14 protein-coding genes, 1 other RNA gene, 1 pseudogene and 1 other annotated feature are annotated in these 18,918 nt (G+C 40.6%); of the genes and pseudogenes, 2 read left to right on the top strand and 14 right to left on the bottom strand.

All coding sequences use genetic code 11. The features are described 5' to 3' along the window. Positions 1 to 95: 95 nt before the first annotated feature. From mnmA to IEV52_RS06885, 4 genes are read right to left on the bottom strand one after another with little or no spacing between them, the layout of a single operon-like run. Entirely contained in the window at positions 96 to 1,223 is a 1,128-nt protein-coding gene (gene mnmA / locus IEV52_RS06900; protein ID WP_188401736.1) for a tRNA 2-thiouridine(34) synthase MnmA, read from the bottom strand. A 40-nt stretch (positions 1,224 to 1,263) separates the two neighbouring features. Next, complete coding sequence (locus IEV52_RS06895) at positions 1,264 to 2,403, bottom strand: cysteine desulfurase family protein (RefSeq protein ID WP_188401735.1); 1,140 nt, start codon at positions 2,401 to 2,403, stop codon at positions 1,264 to 1,266. 14 nt (positions 2,404 to 2,417) lie between these two features. After that, complete coding sequence (gene cymR, locus IEV52_RS06890; protein ID WP_188401734.1) at positions 2,418 to 2,837, bottom strand: cysteine metabolism transcriptional regulator CymR; 420 nt, start codon at positions 2,835 to 2,837, stop codon at positions 2,418 to 2,420. Next, positions 2,770 to 3,513 (bottom strand): YczE/YyaS/YitT family protein, encoded by a 744-nt coding sequence (locus IEV52_RS06885; RefSeq protein WP_486599024.1) that lies wholly within the window; start codon positions 3,511 to 3,513, stop codon positions 2,770 to 2,772. The genes cymR and IEV52_RS06885 overlap by 68 nt, the downstream gene beginning before the upstream one ends. 123 nt (positions 3,514 to 3,636) lie before the next feature. Between IEV52_RS06885 and IEV52_RS06880 the strand changes: the two genes are divergently transcribed. After that, the gene (locus IEV52_RS06880) at positions 3,637 to 4,971 is read left to right on the top strand and encodes an AAA family ATPase (RefSeq protein ID WP_188401732.1); all 1,335 of its coding nucleotides are present in this window, start codon (positions 3,637 to 3,639) and stop codon (positions 4,969 to 4,971) included. Between the two features lie 162 nt (positions 4,972 to 5,133). Next, positions 5,134 to 5,973 carry an RsfA family transcriptional regulator gene (locus IEV52_RS22550; RefSeq protein WP_188401731.1) on the top strand — a complete coding sequence of 280 codons (840 nt, stop codon included), beginning with the start codon at positions 5,134 to 5,136 and terminating at the stop codon, positions 5,971 to 5,973. 159 nt (positions 5,974 to 6,132) lie between these two features. Here IEV52_RS22550 and IEV52_RS06870 read toward each other — a convergent pair whose 3' ends face one another. From IEV52_RS06870 to secDF, 10 genes and pseudogenes are all read right to left on the bottom strand, one after another. Further along, the gene (locus tag IEV52_RS06870; protein WP_188401730.1) at positions 6,133 to 6,900 is read right to left on the bottom strand and encodes a tRNA threonylcarbamoyladenosine dehydratase; all 768 of its coding nucleotides are present in this window, start codon (positions 6,898 to 6,900) and stop codon (positions 6,133 to 6,135) included. Positions 6,901 to 7,016: 116 nt separating this feature from the next. Continuing rightward, positions 7,017 to 7,196, bottom strand: a non-coding RNA gene (gene ssrS / locus IEV52_RS06865) — 6S RNA. 90 nt (positions 7,197 to 7,286) lie between these two features. Next, the gene (gene aspS / locus IEV52_RS06860; protein ID WP_188401729.1) at positions 7,287 to 9,065 is read right to left on the bottom strand and encodes an aspartate--tRNA ligase; all 1,779 of its coding nucleotides are present in this window, start codon (positions 9,063 to 9,065) and stop codon (positions 7,287 to 7,289) included. Positions 9,066 to 9,079: 14 nt separating this feature from the next. Then, positions 9,080 to 10,348 carry a histidine--tRNA ligase gene (gene hisS, locus IEV52_RS06855; RefSeq protein WP_188401728.1) on the bottom strand — a complete coding sequence of 423 codons (1,269 nt, stop codon included), beginning with the start codon at positions 10,346 to 10,348 and terminating at the stop codon, positions 9,080 to 9,082. Positions 10,349 to 10,419: 71 nt separating this feature from the next. Continuing rightward, positions 10,420 to 10,650: a binding site (T-box leader), on the bottom strand. Positions 10,651 to 10,693: 43 nt separating this feature from the next. After that, entirely contained in the window at positions 10,694 to 10,867 is a 174-nt protein-coding gene (locus IEV52_RS06850) for a hypothetical protein (RefSeq protein WP_188401727.1), read from the bottom strand. A 65-nt stretch (positions 10,868 to 10,932) separates the two neighbouring features. Further along, positions 10,933 to 11,376 carry a D-aminoacyl-tRNA deacylase gene (gene dtd, locus IEV52_RS06845; protein ID WP_188401726.1) on the bottom strand — a complete coding sequence of 148 codons (444 nt, stop codon included), beginning with the start codon at positions 11,374 to 11,376 and terminating at the stop codon, positions 10,933 to 10,935. A gap of 22 nt (positions 11,377 to 11,398) precedes the next feature. Next, on the bottom strand, positions 11,399 to 13,582 hold the full coding sequence (locus IEV52_RS06840) for a RelA/SpoT family protein (protein WP_188401725.1): 2,184 nt from the start codon (positions 13,580 to 13,582) through the stop codon (positions 11,399 to 11,401). Between the two features lie 150 nt (positions 13,583 to 13,732). After that, entirely contained in the window at positions 13,733 to 14,245 is a 513-nt protein-coding gene (locus IEV52_RS06835) for an adenine phosphoribosyltransferase (RefSeq protein WP_188401724.1), read from the bottom strand. 21 nt (positions 14,246 to 14,266) lie between these two features. Continuing rightward, positions 14,267 to 16,618 carry a single-stranded-DNA-specific exonuclease RecJ gene (gene recJ, locus IEV52_RS06830; RefSeq protein WP_188401723.1) on the bottom strand — a complete coding sequence of 784 codons (2,352 nt, stop codon included), beginning with the start codon at positions 16,616 to 16,618 and terminating at the stop codon, positions 14,267 to 14,269. A gap of 72 nt (positions 16,619 to 16,690) precedes the next feature. Then, positions 16,691 to 18,908: pseudogene (gene secDF / locus IEV52_RS06825) on the bottom strand (protein translocase subunit SecDF). Between the last annotated feature and the right edge of the window lie 10 nt (positions 18,909 to 18,918).

The following is an 18,918-nucleotide window of genomic DNA, read 5'->3' as shown; positions in this document are numbered from 1 at the left end:
TCAGCTTATTCTCTTTTCAAAACCCTTCAATAATACAAAAAACTGGCTCTTCTAAGGTTATCTCACCCAGAAAAGCCAGTTTTTCGATCTATTTCTTATAAATAAGTGATCGCTTCATCATTTTTGTAGACTGTATCGATCGTCGCACCGCCTAGACAAACATCACCATCATAGAATACGACGGCTTGTCCAGGAGTGATGGCTCTTTGCGGTTCATCAAAGACAACATGAAGTGTTTCGTCTTCCATTACATGAACGGTAACGCCCATGTCAGGCTGACGGTATCTAAACTTCGCTGAACATGTAAATGTTGAAGTGATGGGTCTGTCCGAAACAAAGCTCGGCTTAACCGCTTTTAAACTGTCAGAATACAGTTTGTCATTATGAAACCCTTGTTCCACATATAGAACATTTTCTTTTAAGTTCTTCCCGACAACAAACCATGGATCTCCGCTTCCACCGATTCCAAGACCATGACGCTGACCGATCGTATGGTACATCAATCCATCATGCTTGCCTTTCACTTCACCATCTAAAGTTTGCATCTCACCTGGTTTTGCAGGCAGATACTGACTCAAGAATTCTTTAAAGTCTTTTTCCCCAATAAAGCAAATACCTGTAGAGTCTTTTTTCTTAGCAGTTGCAAGGTTCGCTTTTTCAGCGATCTGACGTATTTCAGGCTTTTTCAATTCGCCGATCGGAAACATGACTCTTTTGAGCTGTTCCTGAGAAAGTTGATTCAGGAAATAAGTTTGATCCTTATTTTCATCCACACCGCGAAGCATTTTTACTTCTCCATCTATTTCAGCCACTCGTGCGTAGTGGCCAGTTGCTACATAATCAGCACCCAGATTCATGGCGTGCTCAAGGAAGGCTTTGAACTTGATCTCCTTGTTGCACATTACATCAGGATTAGGTGTTCTTCCTGCTTTATATTCTTCCAAAAAGTACGTGAATACTTTATCCCAGTATTCCTTTTCAAAATTCACCGCGTAATATGGAATGCCGATCTGGTTGCAGACCGCTATCACATCGTTGTAATCCTCTGTTGCTGTGCAGACGCCGTTCTCGTCGGTATCATCCCAGTTTTTCATAAAGATGCCAATGACGTCATACCCTTGCTCTTTTAGTAAAAGTGCGGCAACTGAAGAATCCACACCGCCGCTCATTCCAATGACTACTCGTGTATCTTGAGGTGCCTTTTTGTTTGATTCGGTTTGCATATTGTCCACCTCATTTCTTTCATATGACAAACATTGTAACTTATTTTGTTAAACGTTTCACGATTTTTGCTGTCTCAGCGGCAGCATACTCAATATCTTCCAGTTTGTTTCCGAATCCAAAGCTGAATCGCACCGACGATTTTGTCCGTTCATCTTTTCCGAACATAGCTGTAAGAACATGGGACGGCTCTAGTGTTCCTGCCGTACAAGCCGATCCACTCGAAGCGGCGATCCCTGCTAAATCGAGATTGACTAACAGCACTTCTGTTTTAACCCCAGGAAAACTTACGTTAAGGATGTGTGGCATAGTAAACTCTGAACTGCCGTTTACTTTATAAGTAATTCCTTCTTGATCCCATATTTTTTTCATGGTTTCTTTGAATTCTTGATATTGATGGAAGCGTTCATTGCGTTCATTTTCTGCAAGAACGGCTGCCTTATGAAGAGCGCGGATACCCGCTACGTTCTCTGTACCTGCCCGGCGTTTACGCTCTTGCTCTCCTCCAAACCCTTGAGGAGTGAAAGGAACACCTTCATTTACATAAAGAAAACCTGTTCCTTTCGGGCTGTTGATCTTATGCCCAGAAGCACTTAACAGATCAATGTTCAACTTCTTCACTTCGATGGAAACAAGCCCATATGCTTGAACAGCGTCTGTATGAAAAATAACTTCCTTTTCCTTAAGCATCGATCCGATCGACTTTATATCTTGCACCGTTCCCGTTTCATTATTGCAAAACATGATTGAAGCAAGAATCGTATCTTCTCTTAGTTCCTGCTGCAGTTCATCCAAAGAAATGCGTCCGTTCTCATCCACTGATAGATACGTGACATCAAATCCTCTTTTTTCAAGCTCATGAAAAGTGTGAAGAACAGCATGATGCTCGATCTTCGTAGTGATAAGATGTTTCCCTTTACTTTTTAAAGCTGAAGAAACACCTAGTATGGCCAGGTTATCACTCTCTGTTCCCCCGCTTGTAAAAATAATTTCATTTCGGGAGGCACCGATAGATGATGCAATCGCGGTTCTGGCATCATCAAGCACTTTTCGAACACGTCTTCCATATTGATGAATGCTGGAAGGATTTCCAAAATGCTCGGTTAGATACGGAATCATCTCTTCAACCACTTCAGGATGAACAGGAGATGTTGCAGCGTGATCTAAATAAACGTTTTTCATTATTCATTTCCTTCCTATATATAAAACATATAAGCGTCTTGTGCGCCCTCGTCTTCATAGTTAGCCAAGTCTTCGAGTGTTGTAGAATCTAACACATCCTTAACAGCATCACGGATCTTGATCCAGAGGTTTCGTTTTGCTGGTTCTTCATCGTCCATCACCTCAACGGGTGAGATCGGTCCTTCCAGAACACGGATAATATCTCCTGCTGTGATTGTCGAAGCTTCTTTAGCTAAAATATAACCTCCGTAAGCTCCTCTTATACTTTTTACCAGTCCAGCATTTCGTAATGGTGCGATAAGCTGTTCTAAGTAATGCTCTGACAGACTGTATTCTTTTGCGATTAATTTTAATGCGATCGGACCTTCACCTGATCTCTTTGCTAAGGCCATCATGATGGTTAGCCCGTACCGGCCCTTTGTTGATATTTTCATATTGTTCACTCCGTTCTAAAACAAACTTCATCAATTTCTGGCAATACGGAAGCGTTCTTCCAACTATTGCACCTATCGTTACACAAAATAGAATGGTACCAAACGACACCGGCCCCTTGAGTACCCATCCGAAGAACAGGACGACTAACTCCATAAAAAGACGGATGTTAGCAACCTTCATTCCGGATTTCTCTGTAAGAGCCAGCATCAGACTGTCTCTTGGTCCTGCACCACACTCTGAAGAAATATAAAGTCCGATCCCAAAACCCAGTATTAAAATACCGATTAAAAGATAAAGCCATTTTCCAACCCATGTGATAGGATCATGAAAAAATGGCAGCCATAAATAAAAATCAATAAATAAGCCTACAGACACCATATTTAAAAAAGCACCTGATTTGGGCGTCTTTTTTGTTAGTAATGATGTCGCTAAAATCACGAAAAAGCCCATAATGATCGACCAAGTTCCAATTGTTAAACCGAACTGTGAGAACAGGCCAATATGAAGAACATCCCAGGGAGCACTTCCTAAGTCAGCTTTGATCATAAGAGCAATTCCAAAGGCCGTAATAAATAAACCCACAAAAAATACAGACCACTGAAACAAAAATCTGTTCCATCTTGAATGTTTTTGGTCTTTCACTTTGCAAAACCCTTCCTTATTAAGTTGTCTCATCCTATTAGTTGCCATAAATCTAAAGCTTATTATAGCATGAAATCATTTCACCTTGCATGATGTACTGATGTATAGTATTGTCATATGACAATTAGAACAAGTGTACGGAAGGATGACAAATCAATGGACCTGTTTTCATATAAAGACGAAAACTCTGACTCATTAAAAAGACCGCTAGCGAATCGGATGCGGCCAAGAAAGATTGATGAGTTTATCGGCCAAGAACATATAGCAGGAGAAGGAAAGCTATTGAGGCGTGCTATTGAAGCCGATCAGCTCACACCGATGATCTTTTTTGGTCCTCCTGGAACAGGAAAAACTACATTAGCCAGGATCATCGCGAATTCCACTTCAGCTTGGTTCGAACAATTAAACGCAGTAACTTCTGGTGTGGCAGATTTAAAGGCAATCATGGGGGCAGCTAAAGAACGGCTTATATTAGAAGAGCAAAAGACTGTGTTATTCATTGACGAGATCCACCGCTTCAACAAGAGTCAACAAGATGCCCTTCTGCCCTACGTCGAGGATGGCAGCGTTATTTTGATAGGAGCCACAACAGAAAGTCCTATGTTCGAGATCAATCCCGCACTATTATCAAGATCACGTTTATTCCGCTTCGAACCGCTTACGGATAGACATATTGCTAAAATTATTGAGCAAGCACTATCTGATAAAGAAAGAGGATACGGCAAGCATCCGATAACTATGGAAAAAGATGCGGCAGATCATATTGTATCTATCGCAAATGGTGATGCTAGAACGGCACTGAATGCTGTGGAACTTGCTGTGTTGACCACCAAGCCGGATCGCGACGGGAATATTACGATTACAGTCGAAATTGCGGAAGAATCGATCCAGCAGCGAGTTCTTCAATACGACAAAAAGGGAGACAATCATTATGATACCGTCTCTGCTTTTATTAAGAGCATTCGTGGTTCTGATCCAGACGCTGCTCTTTACTGGCTCGCTAAAATGATCTATGCAGGAGAAGATCCTCGCTTTATTGCTCGCCGCCTGCTTGTGCATGCTGCCGAAGATATTGGTCTTGCTGACCCCAATGCTTTATTAGTTGCACATGCTGCTAGTTATGCTGCTGATTTTACAGGGATGCCCGAAGCAAGAATCCCCCTTGCTGAAGCAACCCTCTATCTAGCTACCGCTCCTAAAAGCAATAAAGTGATCATGGGAATAGATAAAGCACTCGATGCTGTTAAGAAAGAAAAAACAGGACTTGTTCCCATCCATCTCCGAGACGCACATTATAAGGGTGCAAAAGAATTAAAACATGGAGAGGACTATAAGTATCCTCATAATTTTGAGGATGGCTATGTGCCTCAAGAGTACTTGCCTCAGCACCTGCAAGGCAAGACCTTTTATGAACCGACAGAACGCGGCTACGAAAAAAATATTAAAAGACGGCTTGATTATTTTAATGAACGAAAGAAAAAAGGCGAGTAAATCTATGAGACTTTTAACTGCTCTCTTGTTATGACCGCTTAGATCTTTCTTTTCTAACTTAGCAAACTATCAAAATTTATTCTCTTCGTGTATAGGATTCTCTCTATTTGGTAAACATGAAAATAGCAAATGAATATTTTTATAGCTAAGGAGAGGATTTACGTGTCAAAAATCAGACAGGACGCATGGTCAGAAGAAGACGATCTATTGCTGGCCGAAACGGTTTTGCGCCATGTCCGTGAAGGCAGTACACAGTTGCATGCTTTTGAAGAAGTTGGAGATAAATTAGAACGTACGAGTGCTGCTGTTGGCTTTCGATGGAATGCAATCGTAAGAAAGAAATACGAACAAGCTTTAAAGATTGCTAAAAAACAAAGAAAAGAGCGTCAGAGGGCTTTGGCAAGGTCGCAGCAGCAACAATCTAAGCCTGTATCAAAACCGATTCAGCCTGTTCAAACGCCACAAATACATGACGATGAAACCTATCATCCAGAAGAATTCTTTAAAACACCCTTTACTTATGATAGGAATAGTACTGCTTCAACTTCTGCTCCAACTCCTGCTGATCAATCAAGCTATGTTCATCAGCCAGCAGCAGAAGCACCTGCAGTTTCTGAAGTTTCAAGCACACCAGCTCCATCACCTGTATCACACTCAACATATCGCCAGACTCAAACTAGTAATGAAGATGGAATTACACTAGATGAAGTCATAGATTTCCTAAACGGATTAAAAAGAAACGGTATGTCGAGCGGGAAATTAGTTCAGGAGAATATGGAACTGCGTTTACAGATGAATGAACTTATGCAGCAAAATAAAGTCATGAAAGAACAACTATCTGTTCTTGAGAAAGAGCATCAAACTGTTCAAGAAGATTATCAAGCTCTAATTCAGATTATGGATCGGGCCAGGAAAATGGTTCTCTTCCAAGATGAGGACACAAATCCTAATGTCACCTTCCGGATGGATAAGAACGGTAATTTAGAAAAACTCGCAAAATAAAAAAGAAATGACTCATAGGGGTGAAATCGGACTCTATTGGGTCATTTTTTCTAGTTGACCCGGCGGAGTTTCAAGCTTTTTTAATCAAAAAAAAGCCAAACATATATAGAGAGGTCCTGACTAAAAAAGCTATGTCTTTTTGTCAGGACCTCTTTTATGTTAACGAATTCTTTCGATTTTAATGTTATTTTTCTCGATGATCTTGTTGATGACATATCCAGCCATGTAAAGACCTGATACGGACGGAACAAAAGCGTTGGAAGATGGCGGCATCTTCGCTTTACGAATTCCAGGTGCGTTCTCCGGTACAATCTCTTTGCGAATTTCTTCGCGGATTTGTACGGGCTTCTCATCAGAGAAAACAACGGGGATCCCTTTTGTAATTCCTTCTTTTCTTAACCGCTGGCGGATAACCTTTGCGATCGGATCATAGCTTGTCTTAGAAATATCCACAATTTGCAGGCGAGTAGGATCTAGCTTATTGGCTACACCCATGCTGGAGATGATTGGAATATTTCTTCTAAGACATTCCTTCATAAGATGTATCTTATAGGAGATCGTATCTGATGCATCCACTACGAAATCTAAACCATATTCAAAGATTTGCTCATAAGTCTCTTCTGTATAGAACATTTTGAGTGCAATTACTTCACATTCAGGATTTATTAGAGCAATCCTTTCTTTCATCAGGTCAACTTTTGGCTGTCCTACCGTTGTTACAAGAGCATGTATTTGACGATTCACATTTGTAATATCAACATCGTCTTTATCTATAAGAATTAAACGCCCGACACCCGAACGTGCAAGAGCCTCAGCAGAAAAAGATCCTACTCCGCCGATTCCCAGTACAGCAACTGTTGAGTTTTTCAAAACGTTTATTCCATCTTTTCCGATCGCAAGTTCATTTCTTGAAAATTGATAAAGCATACTTAACGAAATCTCCTTTCAGCGTGCACATAAATAAAGAAAATGCATCTTTATCAGCATATCCAGTTTTGAAAACAAAATCAATATGCTTACTCGGTTTTTTTCGCACAAAAAAAATGAGCCCCAAAAATGCCGTCGTCCCTTAGTTTTGAACCTGCTCTCGCAGGTGGGTGTCCTGTTTCGCATTTTATCCGTCCCCTATCTATCAGGGCATGGACGCTGTGAGAAAACACAAACTCCCTAGTACTTAATGTTGGCTCAAAACTTCGGGTTGTTAACGGTCACCATAGGACCCATCGCTTAAATTCATACTATCATACGGATTTATGAAATACAAGACAAAATGTGTCTCCGTAAAAAACAATTCTTATTTTTCTAAATATTCGTTACTTGGTCTCTTGCTTTACTTTAACAGATAAATGGAGTTCATCCAGTTGCTTTTCATTAACTGGCGAAGGTGCATTTGTTAATAGACAAGAAGCAGATGCTGTTTTCGGGAATGCAATCGTGTCCCTTAAGTTGCTTCTTCCTGCTAACAGCATTACCATCCGATCCAAACCAAGCGCAATCCCGCCATGAGGAGGTGTACCATATTCAAAAGCATCTAATAAGAATCCAAACTCCTCACGTGCAGCCTCTTCGGTAAATCCTAGCGTTTTGAACATCTTCTCCTGAATTTCACGCTGGTAAATACGCTGAGATCCTCCACCTAGCTCATACCCATTAAGTACAAGGTCATATGCTTGAGCTCTAACCTCAGAAGGATTAGAATCCATTAAATGCAGGTCCTCAGTTTTAGGCATTGTAAACGGATGGTGAAGAGCTACGAAACGATCAGCTTCCTCATCGTACTCGACAAGCGGGAAGTCTACGACCCAAAGGAAGTTAAACTTGGATTGGTCGATTAAACCAAGATCTTTCCCTAATTTTTGGCGTAGAGCACCAAGGCTATCGGCTACAACAGACGATTTATCTGCTACGAATAAAAGGAGATCTCCCTCTTCTGTATTTAATGCATTAGTTAGAGCAGCAGCTTCTTCTTCGCTAAAGAACTTAGAGATCGGCCCTTTTAAGCCATCTGCTTCAACTTTTAACCAAGCAAGACCTTTTGCACCATAACGAGCGGTAAATTCAGTAAGTCCATCGATATCTTTTCTCGAATAATTAGCAGCTTTTCCTTTTACGTTGATCGCTTTTACTTGACCGCCGTTCTCCACAGCTGCAGCAAAAACTTTAAATCCGGATTCCTTTACAATCTCAGATACGTTAATAAGTTCAAGTCCAAAACGAGTATCCGGTTTATCTGATCCATAACGATCCATAGCTTCTTTATAAGTCATTCTCGGGAATGGCTTTGGAATCTCAATACCTTTTACTTGTTTAACAAGACCTGTCATCATCTCTTCCATCATAGATAAAAGAGCTTCCTGACCCATGAATGAAGTTTCAATATCGACTTGTGTAAATTCAGGCTGGCGGTCAGCACGCAGGTCTTCATCCCTAAAGCAGCGTACGATCTGATAATATTTTTCAAATCCTGATACCATCAAGAGCTGCTTAAATAATTGTGGAGATTGCGGTAATGCATAGAATTCTCCTGGATGTACACGGCTAGGGACTAAGTAGTCACGTGCTCCTTCAGGAGTACTTTTCGTGAGCATAGGTGTTTCCATCTCCATAAATTCTTCTGTCTCTAAGAAGTTTCGGATATAACGTGTAACTTCGTGTCTCATCTTCAACGTTTCCTGCATAACCGGACGGCGAAGGTCTAGGTAACGGTATTTCAAACGAATGTCTTCTGTTATATCAGTATCTTCAGAGATAGAGAAGGGAGGCGTTTTAGCGCTGTTTAAAATCTGAACCTCTTCACCCGAGATTTCGATCTTACCTGTTGACATCGCAGGATTCACGGTGCTTGGATCTCTTTCAAGAACACTTCCTGTGATGGTTAGAACAAATTCACTTCTTACTTTTTCAGCTGTTTCTAGCGCTTCTGCAGATATCTCTGGAGAAAAAACGATCTGCACGATTCCAGATCGGTCACGAAGGTCAATAAAGATCAATCCACCCAAGTCACGTCTTTTCTGTACCCAACCTGTGATTGTAACTTTCTCACCGATATATTGCTCCGTAATTTTTCCGCATTGATGTGTGCGATATTCCATAAGATGTGTCCTCCTTATTTCCCTTGCTTAATAAAAGTACTTAGTTCCTCAATCACTACTTCAGTTTGTTCGCCGGATTCCATATTTTTAACATTAATGATTCCCTTTGTCAGTTCTTCTTCACCTAAAATGGCAACATACTTAGCTTTTAATCTGTCAGCGGCTTTAAACTGCGCCTTCATTTTTTTATCTAAATAGTCTTTATCACTTTTAATCCCGGCCTGACGAAGCTGACTTAAGATTGAAACTGACTTCTGCTTTGCCTCATCCCCGAGTGCAACAACATAGCATTCTAAATCTTCTTCTGTTTCAAGCGTGACCCCTTCAGCTTCAAGTGCTAAAAGAAGACGTTCTAAGCTCATCGCAAAGCCGATGCTTGGTGTGGCTGGACCACCCAGATCTTCTACGAGTCCGTTATATCTTCCGCCTCCGCTTAGTGTGGTAATAGCACCAAACCCGTCTGCTTCACTCATGATCTCAAACGCAGTATGGTTGTAGTAATCCAGGCCTCTTACTAGCGTTGGATCGATCACATACTCGATGTTCATGGCATCTAGACTTGACTTAACTTCTTCAAAATATGTTTTTGATTCCTCATTTAAGTGTTCCAGAATGGAAGGTGCACTCTTCATCAGCTCATGATCACGGTCTTTCTTGCAATCCAGGATGCGTAACGGATTTTTAGTCAAACGGTTTTGACAATCTGTACAAAACTCTTCAATCCTCGGTTCAAAATGTGCGATCAGTGCTTCCTTATGTGATTTTCTACTCTCTATATCACCTAATGTGTTCAGTACAAGTCGAAGCTTTTTCAGACCAAGTTCTTTGTAAACTGTCATGGCCAGTGAGATTACTTCTGCATCAATGGCAGGGTCTGCTGAACCCATCGCTTCGATACCAAACTGAACAAATTGACGATAACGTCCTGCCTGCGGTCTTTCATATCGGAACATGGGCTGGATGTAATAGAGTTTCACCGGCTGTCCCGGTAGACCGAACAATTTATTTTCAACATAAGATCGTGTAACTGGCGCAGTACCTTCTGGACGCAGCGTTAAGCTGCGGTCGCCTCGATCAGTAAAGGTGTACATTTCTTTTTGTACAATGTCAGTTGAATCACCAACACCTCGCTGAAATAGGTCGGTATGCTCAAAGATCGGTGTACGGATCTCTTTATAGTTAAATCGGGCCGATACCTCTTTGGCCTTTTGTTCGATCAGCTGCCACTTCTCCACTTCTCCTGGAAGAATATCTTTCGTTCCCCTTGGAATATTAATGCTCATTTCTTTCATCCTCCCAATTTCAATTTCTAGAAAATAAAAAAACTCCCGTCCCTCATGAAATCAGTAATTTCATAAGGGACGGGAGTTCCCGCGGTGCCACCCTGCTTCGAAGCCTAAAAAAGCTTCCTCATTATGCAAGTAACGATTGCCCACGTGTAACTCTACTGAGGTTTATACTAACCGTTCGAATTAAAACCTATGAAGTGTCTTTCACTTTATCATCAGGGAGAAATACTTTCAGCCATGGTACTTCCTCTCTAACCCTGTGGGGTAAAGCTACTTTTCTTCGTCATCAGTTTTCATTTTGGAATTGTAGACTATCATACTTTTCAATGGGGTATGATGTCAATAGTTTTCGCGTTTTATTTTTTTCTTTAATTGATTGACTTGATAAAGGTTTAAGCCGAATTCTTCGGCAAGCTCCATGTCGTTTGATGATTTTTCAAGAGATAGAAAATCATGAAAACTTAATTGTTTCCACTGTGACACCCCTTCTATCCCTTTTCGATTCTGCCTCATAACAAACTCCTCCGCCTTTTTTGAATTAGTCTTTCCATCCAGGCGGAGGTTTCATTCAAGATAATCTACATTTTGGAATCTAAAATTAACGTTACTGGGCCATCATTCGTAAATGAAACATCCATCATCGCTCCAAAAACGCCTGTTTCCACATGAACGCCTAAGTTTCTAAGCTTATCATTAAAATATTCATACATCGTAATGGCATGGTCAGGCTTAGCAGCTTCCATGAAATTAGGCCTTCTTCCCTTTTTTGTATCACCATACAAAGTGAACTGGGAAATAGAGAGGATGCTTCCTTCCATGTCTTTTAATGAGAGGTTCATTTTTTCATTTTCATCCTCAAAGATACGCAGATTCACTATCTTCTCGGCTAAATATTCAGCGTCTTTTTCTGTATCCTCGTGTGTAACACCAACTAACAGCATAAGGCCGCTGTCAATTTTACCTCTCACTACAGAATCTACTGAAACCTCAGCATTTTTAGCACGCTGGAGTACTACTTTCATTATAGAATCACTTCCCTTAATCCTATTGCATAAGGCGTCTTACAGCATAGATATCTGGTATACGTTTAATCCGCTCAACTACTTTCTGCAAATGGCTGACGTTGTGTATCGAGATCGACATGCTGATCGTCGCCATCTTATTTCGATCTGACTTCCCGCTAACAGCAGTTATGTTCGTCTTCGTTTCCGCAACTGCCTGCAGAACCTCATTAAGAAGTCCGCGTCGGTCGAACCCATTGATCTCAATATCTACATTGTAGTTTTTAGGCTGTTCCAAGTTTCCTTCCCATTCTACTGGCAATAGGCGGACTTGAGCATCTTCGTTGTGCACATTTACACAATCTTCTCGGTGAACAGAGACACCTCGCCCTTTTGTAATGTAACCTACAATGTCGTCTCCAGGTACAGGATTACAGCATTTTGACAAGCGGATCAACATATTGTCAATACCTTTAACAACGATTCCGGAATCGGTTCGTCTTTTTGGTTCTGGTTTATCAGCAGATTCTTTTATAGCATCAAGCAGTTCTGAATTATCAGGGTCCAGTTCTTTTTTACGGCGAACCTTATCCGTTAATCGAGTAGCGATCTGTGCAGCGGTGATGCCATTGTAGCCCACTGCAGCATACATATCTTCTTCGCCTGCAAAATTATATTTTTGTGCTACGTACTGTATATTTTCGTTAGTGAAGATTTCCTTAAGTTCATAACCGCGGTTCTTGATCTCTTTTTCAACAAGTTCTTTCCCTTTTGCAACGTTCTCTTCTCTTCTTTCACGCTTAAACCATTGACGAATCTTGTTTTTTGCGTGTGAACTTTGAGTGATCTTCAGCCAATCTTGGCTTGGGCCATAAGAATGTTTACTTGTTAAGATCTCAATGATATCACCCGTTTTTAAACGGTAGTCTAGCGTTACCATTTTCCCGTTTACCTTTGCTCCGATGCACCGATTACCAATTTCCGTATGAATGCGGTAGGCAAAATCAATCGGAACAGAACCTGAAGGCAATTCGTATACATCACCTTTAGGAGTAAAAACAAACACCATATCAGAGAAAAGATCGACTTTTAGTGACTCCATAAATTCTTCTGCATCAACTACATCGTTTTGCCACTCTAGAATTTCCCTGAACCAAGTAAGTTTATTTTCAAATGAGCTCACGGGTGCCTTTGCAGCACCTTCCTTGTATGCCCAATGGGCTGCAATTCCATATTCTGCTACACGGTGCATATCAGCAGTCCTGATCTGGACTTCAAGAGGATCACCTTTTGGACCGATAACGGTCGTATGAAGGGACTGGTACATATTTGCTTTAGGCATCGCGATATAATCTTTAAAACGGCCCGGCATCGGTTTATAAGCGGTGTGGATTATACCTAATGCGGCATAGCAATCTTTAATGTTTTGAACGATAATCCGTACAGCAAGCAAGTCATAGATCTCATTAAACTGCTTACCTTGTTTAGCCATCTTTCTATAGATGCTGTAAATATGTTTTGGTCTTCCAGAAATATCTACCTGTATATTAACTTCTTTTAACTTGTTCTTCATTTCATCCATCACTTGATGAACATATTCTTCTCGTTCAGCTCGTTTCTGCTGCATTAAGTTAACAATTCGGTAGTATTGCTGTGGATTAAGGTATCTTAAAGAAACATCTTCCAGCTCCCACTTAATCGTTGAGATTCCTAGACGATGTGCAAGCGGAGCAAAGATTTCGAGCGTTTCATTCGCTTTTTGTATCTGTTTTTCTTTTGGCATGTGTTTCAGTGTACGCATGTTATGAAGACGGTCAGCAAGCTTGATCAAGATACATCGGATGTCTTGTGCCATCGCAACAAACATCTTTCGGTGATTCTCAGCCTGCTGCTCTTCTTTTGACTTAAACTTAATCTTCTTAAGCTTTGTCACCCCATCAACAAGCATGGCTACTTCTTCATTAAATTGATTTGAAATATCCTTTAAAGTAATAGGAGTATCTTCGACCACATCATGAAGAAACCCTGCAGCTACTGTTACAGGATCCATTTGCAGATTCACAAGGATACCTGCTACTTCAACAGGATGATGGATATAGGGCTCTCCCGATTTACGGAATTGTCCTTCATGTGCACTTTTAGCATATTCATAAGCTTTAGTAATAAAGCTGATATCATCTTTAGACAGATAGCTTTCCGCTTTTTGCAAAACTTGCTCAATCGTCATGGAATCACCTTACGTTGTCATTGTATATTGCTTCTATTATCGTTAAATTGAACCCTCATGTAAAGCAAAAAACGAAATTTGTCGAATGAATGGGCAATTTTTGTGACAGGATTGTAAAAAAAGAGCACCCGTGAGGAGCTCTTCTTCATTTTAGTATTGTGTTAACGTAAAAATATCATAGCTAGATAACTTCTTACGGCCGTCTAAATAGGTTAGTTCAATCATAAAAGCAATCCCGACTACGATTCCGCCAAGTTCTTCTACAAGTTTAATGGTGGCTTCAATTGTTCCGCCAGTTGCTAGCAAGTCGTCAGTGATCAAGACCTTTTGACCTGGTTTGATAGCATCTTTATGCATCGTTAAAACATCTTTACCATATTCAAGACCGTAGTCTACTTTAATGACTTCACGAGGAAGTTTTCCTTCTTTGCGGACCGGAACAAATCCTAATCCTAATGTATAAGCAACAGGACAGCCTACGATGAACCCGCGTGCTTCTGGTCCAACAATAACATCTACCTGTTTTTCTTTTGCATACTCTGCAATTTCATCCATTGCTTTTTTATAGATCGCACCGTCTGACATAAGAGACGTAATGTCTTTAAAGCGAATGCCTTCGATTGGAAAATCGTTAACTACTGAAATATACGGCTTATAATCCATGAATCTTTGCCTCCTGAAAAATTACAAACTGGCTTTTGGCCGTGTTTGCTGTGTAAACCAGCTTTTTAAAGAATGATAGGAAGAATAAACGAGCTGATTCTCAATATCGGCTTGCTCAAACTTTTTCTGATACGTTTCAGAACTGTCTAATTCCCTTTTGCTAGGTTTGCTGTTAATCGAAATAACACCATTGTCTATTGTAACAAATTCCAGCTCAAAAAACACCTTTGACATAAAATCGATTGTTTCCTTGGACCAGCCCTTCCATTTTGCCAGTTCTGCTCCATCTTTACGAACATTAAAGGTTTTCCGTTTTGCCAGGAAAGCATAAAACCATTTAAAATGATCTCTATTCGGTAAAGTAGTGAAAAAATGTTCCGTACTTTGGTGGAATACCGCATAGATTCTAGCTGGCTCTCCGATCGTCTCAAGCCATTCAGAAAAACGGGATAGAGACGTGGGAACATCTAAAAACACAATATATTTATCTTGAAATGCATCTTTAGGCTGCAAGAAAAGTTCATCTTCCCCAATTGTTTGGGATGCTAGTGACTCCATCCCTAATTCCTGCAGCGTACTTTTATCAAACGCGATATAACAAGTTTTAGAATCCGGCAGACCAATGAGCCTTTTACCAGCATCTTTTAGTCCACGGTAATCAAAAAGCTGAAAGTGAGATACGGAAAGATCTTCTAAAAGCAGCTGAGGTTTTCTATAACCATTCCATTCATTCAATTGTATCTGCCCAACTAGTGAAAGAAGTGAATAGGGTGTCATCTCATCAAGCAAGCTTCCTTTTTGAAAGCCGATGCAATCCAGAACAGACATCTCTCCGTTTCCAACCTGCAGTTTAAGGTGGTTTGACTGACTGCCGATTTTTTTCATTTCTCGTATAGGCACTTCCTCGATCAGTATACGAGGTGATGGATTCCCGACTCCGAATGGTGCTAACGTACTGAGCATCTCGACGGTTTCTAAGGAGATCTCATCTAAAGCCGCTGTAAGATCAATAGATGTGACGGGCAGAAAATCTTCTTGTGTTAAACAGGTTTTGGCTTGTTTAATGAGTCTGTTTCTTAATTCATTCACATCATGCATTGATAAAGTCATACCTGCTGCCATCGGATGTCCTCCAAAATGAGGAAGAATGTCTCTCGATTCAGAAAGATTTTCAAACATATCGAAACCTTTAATGCTTCGTGCTGAACCCTTTGCTGTTTCTTTTTCCGGATCTAAACATAGCACAATAGTAGGTCGGTAAAACTTTTCAACTAATCGTGAGGCGACAATTCCGATAACACCTGGGTTCCAGCCCTCTTTGGCCAGCACCAATACTTCATTATGCTCTGGTGGAAATTGTTCTTCAACCATAGCGATCGCTTCTTTTGTAATTTCATTTACAATCCCTTGACGTTCTTTATTTACAGAATCTAACTCTTGTGCCAACATTGCTGACTCTTCACGGTCGCTCGACGTGAACAATTCAACAACAGGCATGGCTGAACCTAGTCTTCCTGCAGCATTTACTCTCGGACCTATAGCAAATCCGACATCTTCTGCTGAAAGTTCCTTATCATAAAGACCAGCAGCCTTTAATAGTTCTTGAAGTCCAATTTTATCCGTCTTGGACAAAGCTTCAATTCCCATTTTCGCTATCACTCTATTTTCATCAATCAATGGTACAAGGTCAGCGATTGTTCCAATACAGGCGTAATCGAGTAAATGCATGGGCGGCTTACCGTGGAGTGCGTGAGCTACTTTAAAGGCTACACCTACACCAGCTAGGCCTGAAAAAGGATATGTGCAGCCTGGTTTTTTGGGATTGATAATGCTGTATGCATCAGGCAGGACAGGAGGTGCTTCATGATGATCCGTTATGATGAAATCCAATCCAATTTTTTTTGCAACTGCAGCCTCATGTACAGCAGATATTCCTGTATCTACAGTCACTACGAGTGAGTAGCCTTCTTCTTTTGCTTTCCGAAGTGCCGGTTCGTTCGGTCCATATCCTTCTGTAAACCGATTCGGAATGTAATAATCAAAATCAGCCCCTAATTCTTTAAGCGCATAATACATGACTGTTGTACTGCTTACACCGTCTGCGTCATAGTCTCCAAATATTAAAATCTTCTCTTGAGATTCAACTGCTTTATGTATCCGCTCAACACTTTCCTTCATCCCATCCATTAAGAATGGATCGTGAAACTGATCTATATCTATTTTTAAAAATGCCTGTGCTTCTTCTATGGTCTCAATCCCTCTTACTGCTAATAAATTTGCAATCAGAAGAGGAATATCTAACTCTTGTGACAACCATTTTGCCTTTTCTTCCGAAGGTTTTTGAATTTCCCACCTTGTTCTAGGCTCCAGCATAAAAAATCACCTCTTAACCTATTCATTATACAAAACAGGATAAGAGGTGACAATTTAAGAACGATATTTACTTTAAATTTCTGGTTCTGCTTCTACCTGACGTGTCTTCTTACTTTTCATCTGGCGGGATTTCATAACGTACCACAACTGCGACGCGATGAAAATAGAAGAATAAGCACCGAACGCAAGCCCGATTAACAAGGCTATGGAGAAGTTTCGGATAGAATCAGCTCCAAAGATCAATAGAGCTACAGCTGCAATGATAACGGTAAGGACAGTATTTATGGAACGTCCTAATGTTTCATGAATACTTCTATTTACAATTTCAGCAAGTTTCTCTTGTGTTTTTACTTTTTCAAGCTTCATATTTTCGCGTATACGGTCAAACGTAACGATCGTATCATTGATGGAATAACCAACAATGGTGAGCACGGCTGCTATAAAGGGCAGATCTACTTCAATCCTGAACATGCTGAAAATTGCAATAATCATAAAAGCATCGTGCAGCAAAGCGGTAACCGCTGCAACTGCCATGGACCACTCGAAACGGAATGCTACATAAATGATGATACCAAGAGAAGCAATAAGTACCGCAAATAGTGCATTTTGTGCAAGCTCACGGCCAACAGTCGGTGTAACCGTACTTATACTTGGCGTTTCACCATACTTCTCTTTAAAGTAAGTATTAAGTTTAGCGATCTCATTTTTTGAAAGTACTCCTTTAAATGAGACATTTGCTTGTTTATTGTCTTCGCCAGCGAGTACCACCGTTGCATCTTCAAAACCTAGTTCTTCAAAGTCTGCCAGCACTTGCTCGTTTGTTAGTGTCTCATTTGCCTGAATATTCACACGTGATCCACTTTCAAAATCAATCCCAAGTTTCAAGCCTGCAGTTAACAGAAAGAAGATTCCTACAATCGTAAGGAGAACAGAAATGATAAAATATAGATTCCTGTGTTTTACAAAGTCGTAATTAAAGCTCACGGATGTCACTCTCCTTTACACCAAACAGACCTGGCTTCTTATCCATCATACGAGATTGAACCCATAAGCCCAGGAATAGTCTTGTTCCAAATACAGCTGTAATAAAACTTGCCAGCACTGAGATGATTAATACCAAGGCAAACCCTTTTACAGAGCTTGTCCCATAAGCGAATAATACAGCAGCTGCAAGGATCGTTGTAATGTTCGCATCAAAGATTGTCGTAAACGAGCGGCGGTTTCCTGCTTTAAATGCACTTAGTACAGATTTACCGCTTCTTAACTCCTCTTTAATACGCTCATACGTAATGATATTTGCATCAACAGCCATACCGACACCTAGAATTAATGCCGCAATACCCGGCAGCGTCAGAACGCCGTTCATGAGATAGAAGATCGCCAGGATTAACCAAATATATATCGTTAATGTCAGTACAGCAATGATTCCTGGAACACGATAGAAGATCAGCATGAATAAGAATATAGCTGCGATACCGATAAAGCCTGCGAAAATTGTTTCATTCAGAGCTTTTTCCCCGAACTTCGCACCAACAGAAGTTGAGTAAACTTCATCAAGCTTAACTGGGAGTGCTCCAGCGTTAAGAATTTTAGCTAAACTCTGAGCCTCTTCAGCTGTAAATTGACCAGTGATCGTTACATCTTTCTGTGTCAGTACTTCATTTACGTAAGGAGCAGAAATATACTTAGGCTTTTTTCCTGCTAACTCTTTCTTTTGTTCTTCTTTAAAAGAATCGCCTTTTTCATAATCAAGCCATATTACGAGAATGTTTTCTCCTTGTGGCTGACGCTTAAGAACTTCTTCCGTTACTTGTGCGAATTTATCAGCGTCTTTTAACTTAAGAGATACGATCGGCTTATTATTTTGGGATTCAAATGTTTGTTTTGCTCCATTTCCTTCTAAGTCTGATCCATCCAGCAGCACCTTATCATCTACATCACGAAATGTTAATTCTGCTTGTGTGGATAGAAGCTCACGGGCTTTGTTTTGGTCAGTAACTCCCGCAAGCTGAACACGAATACGGTTATTTCCTTCAATTTGAATCTCAGGCTCTGAAACACCAAGTACGTTGATTCGGCTGTTTAATGCTTCTACCGTACTTTTTAGCGTTTCCTGTGTAATTTTTTGACCCTTTTTTACTGGTTTCACTTCATAAAGCACTTCAAAACCACCTTGGAGGTCTAGTCCAAGCTTTGTTTCTTTTACGATCTTTTCTGTCGTTAACCCAATAAGTGCGGCAAACATAAGAAGGACCACAAAAAAGATGACGATCTTGCTTCTCTTTACCACTTCAAGAAAC

Origin of the sequence: Fictibacillus barbaricus, assembly GCF_014635025.1 — a bacterium.
Lineage (GTDB): Bacteria > Bacillota > Bacilli > Bacillales > Fictibacillaceae > Fictibacillus > Fictibacillus barbaricus.
The sequence above is the reverse complement of the archived record's forward strand: the minus strand, read 5'-3'. Positions and strand labels throughout refer to the sequence as shown.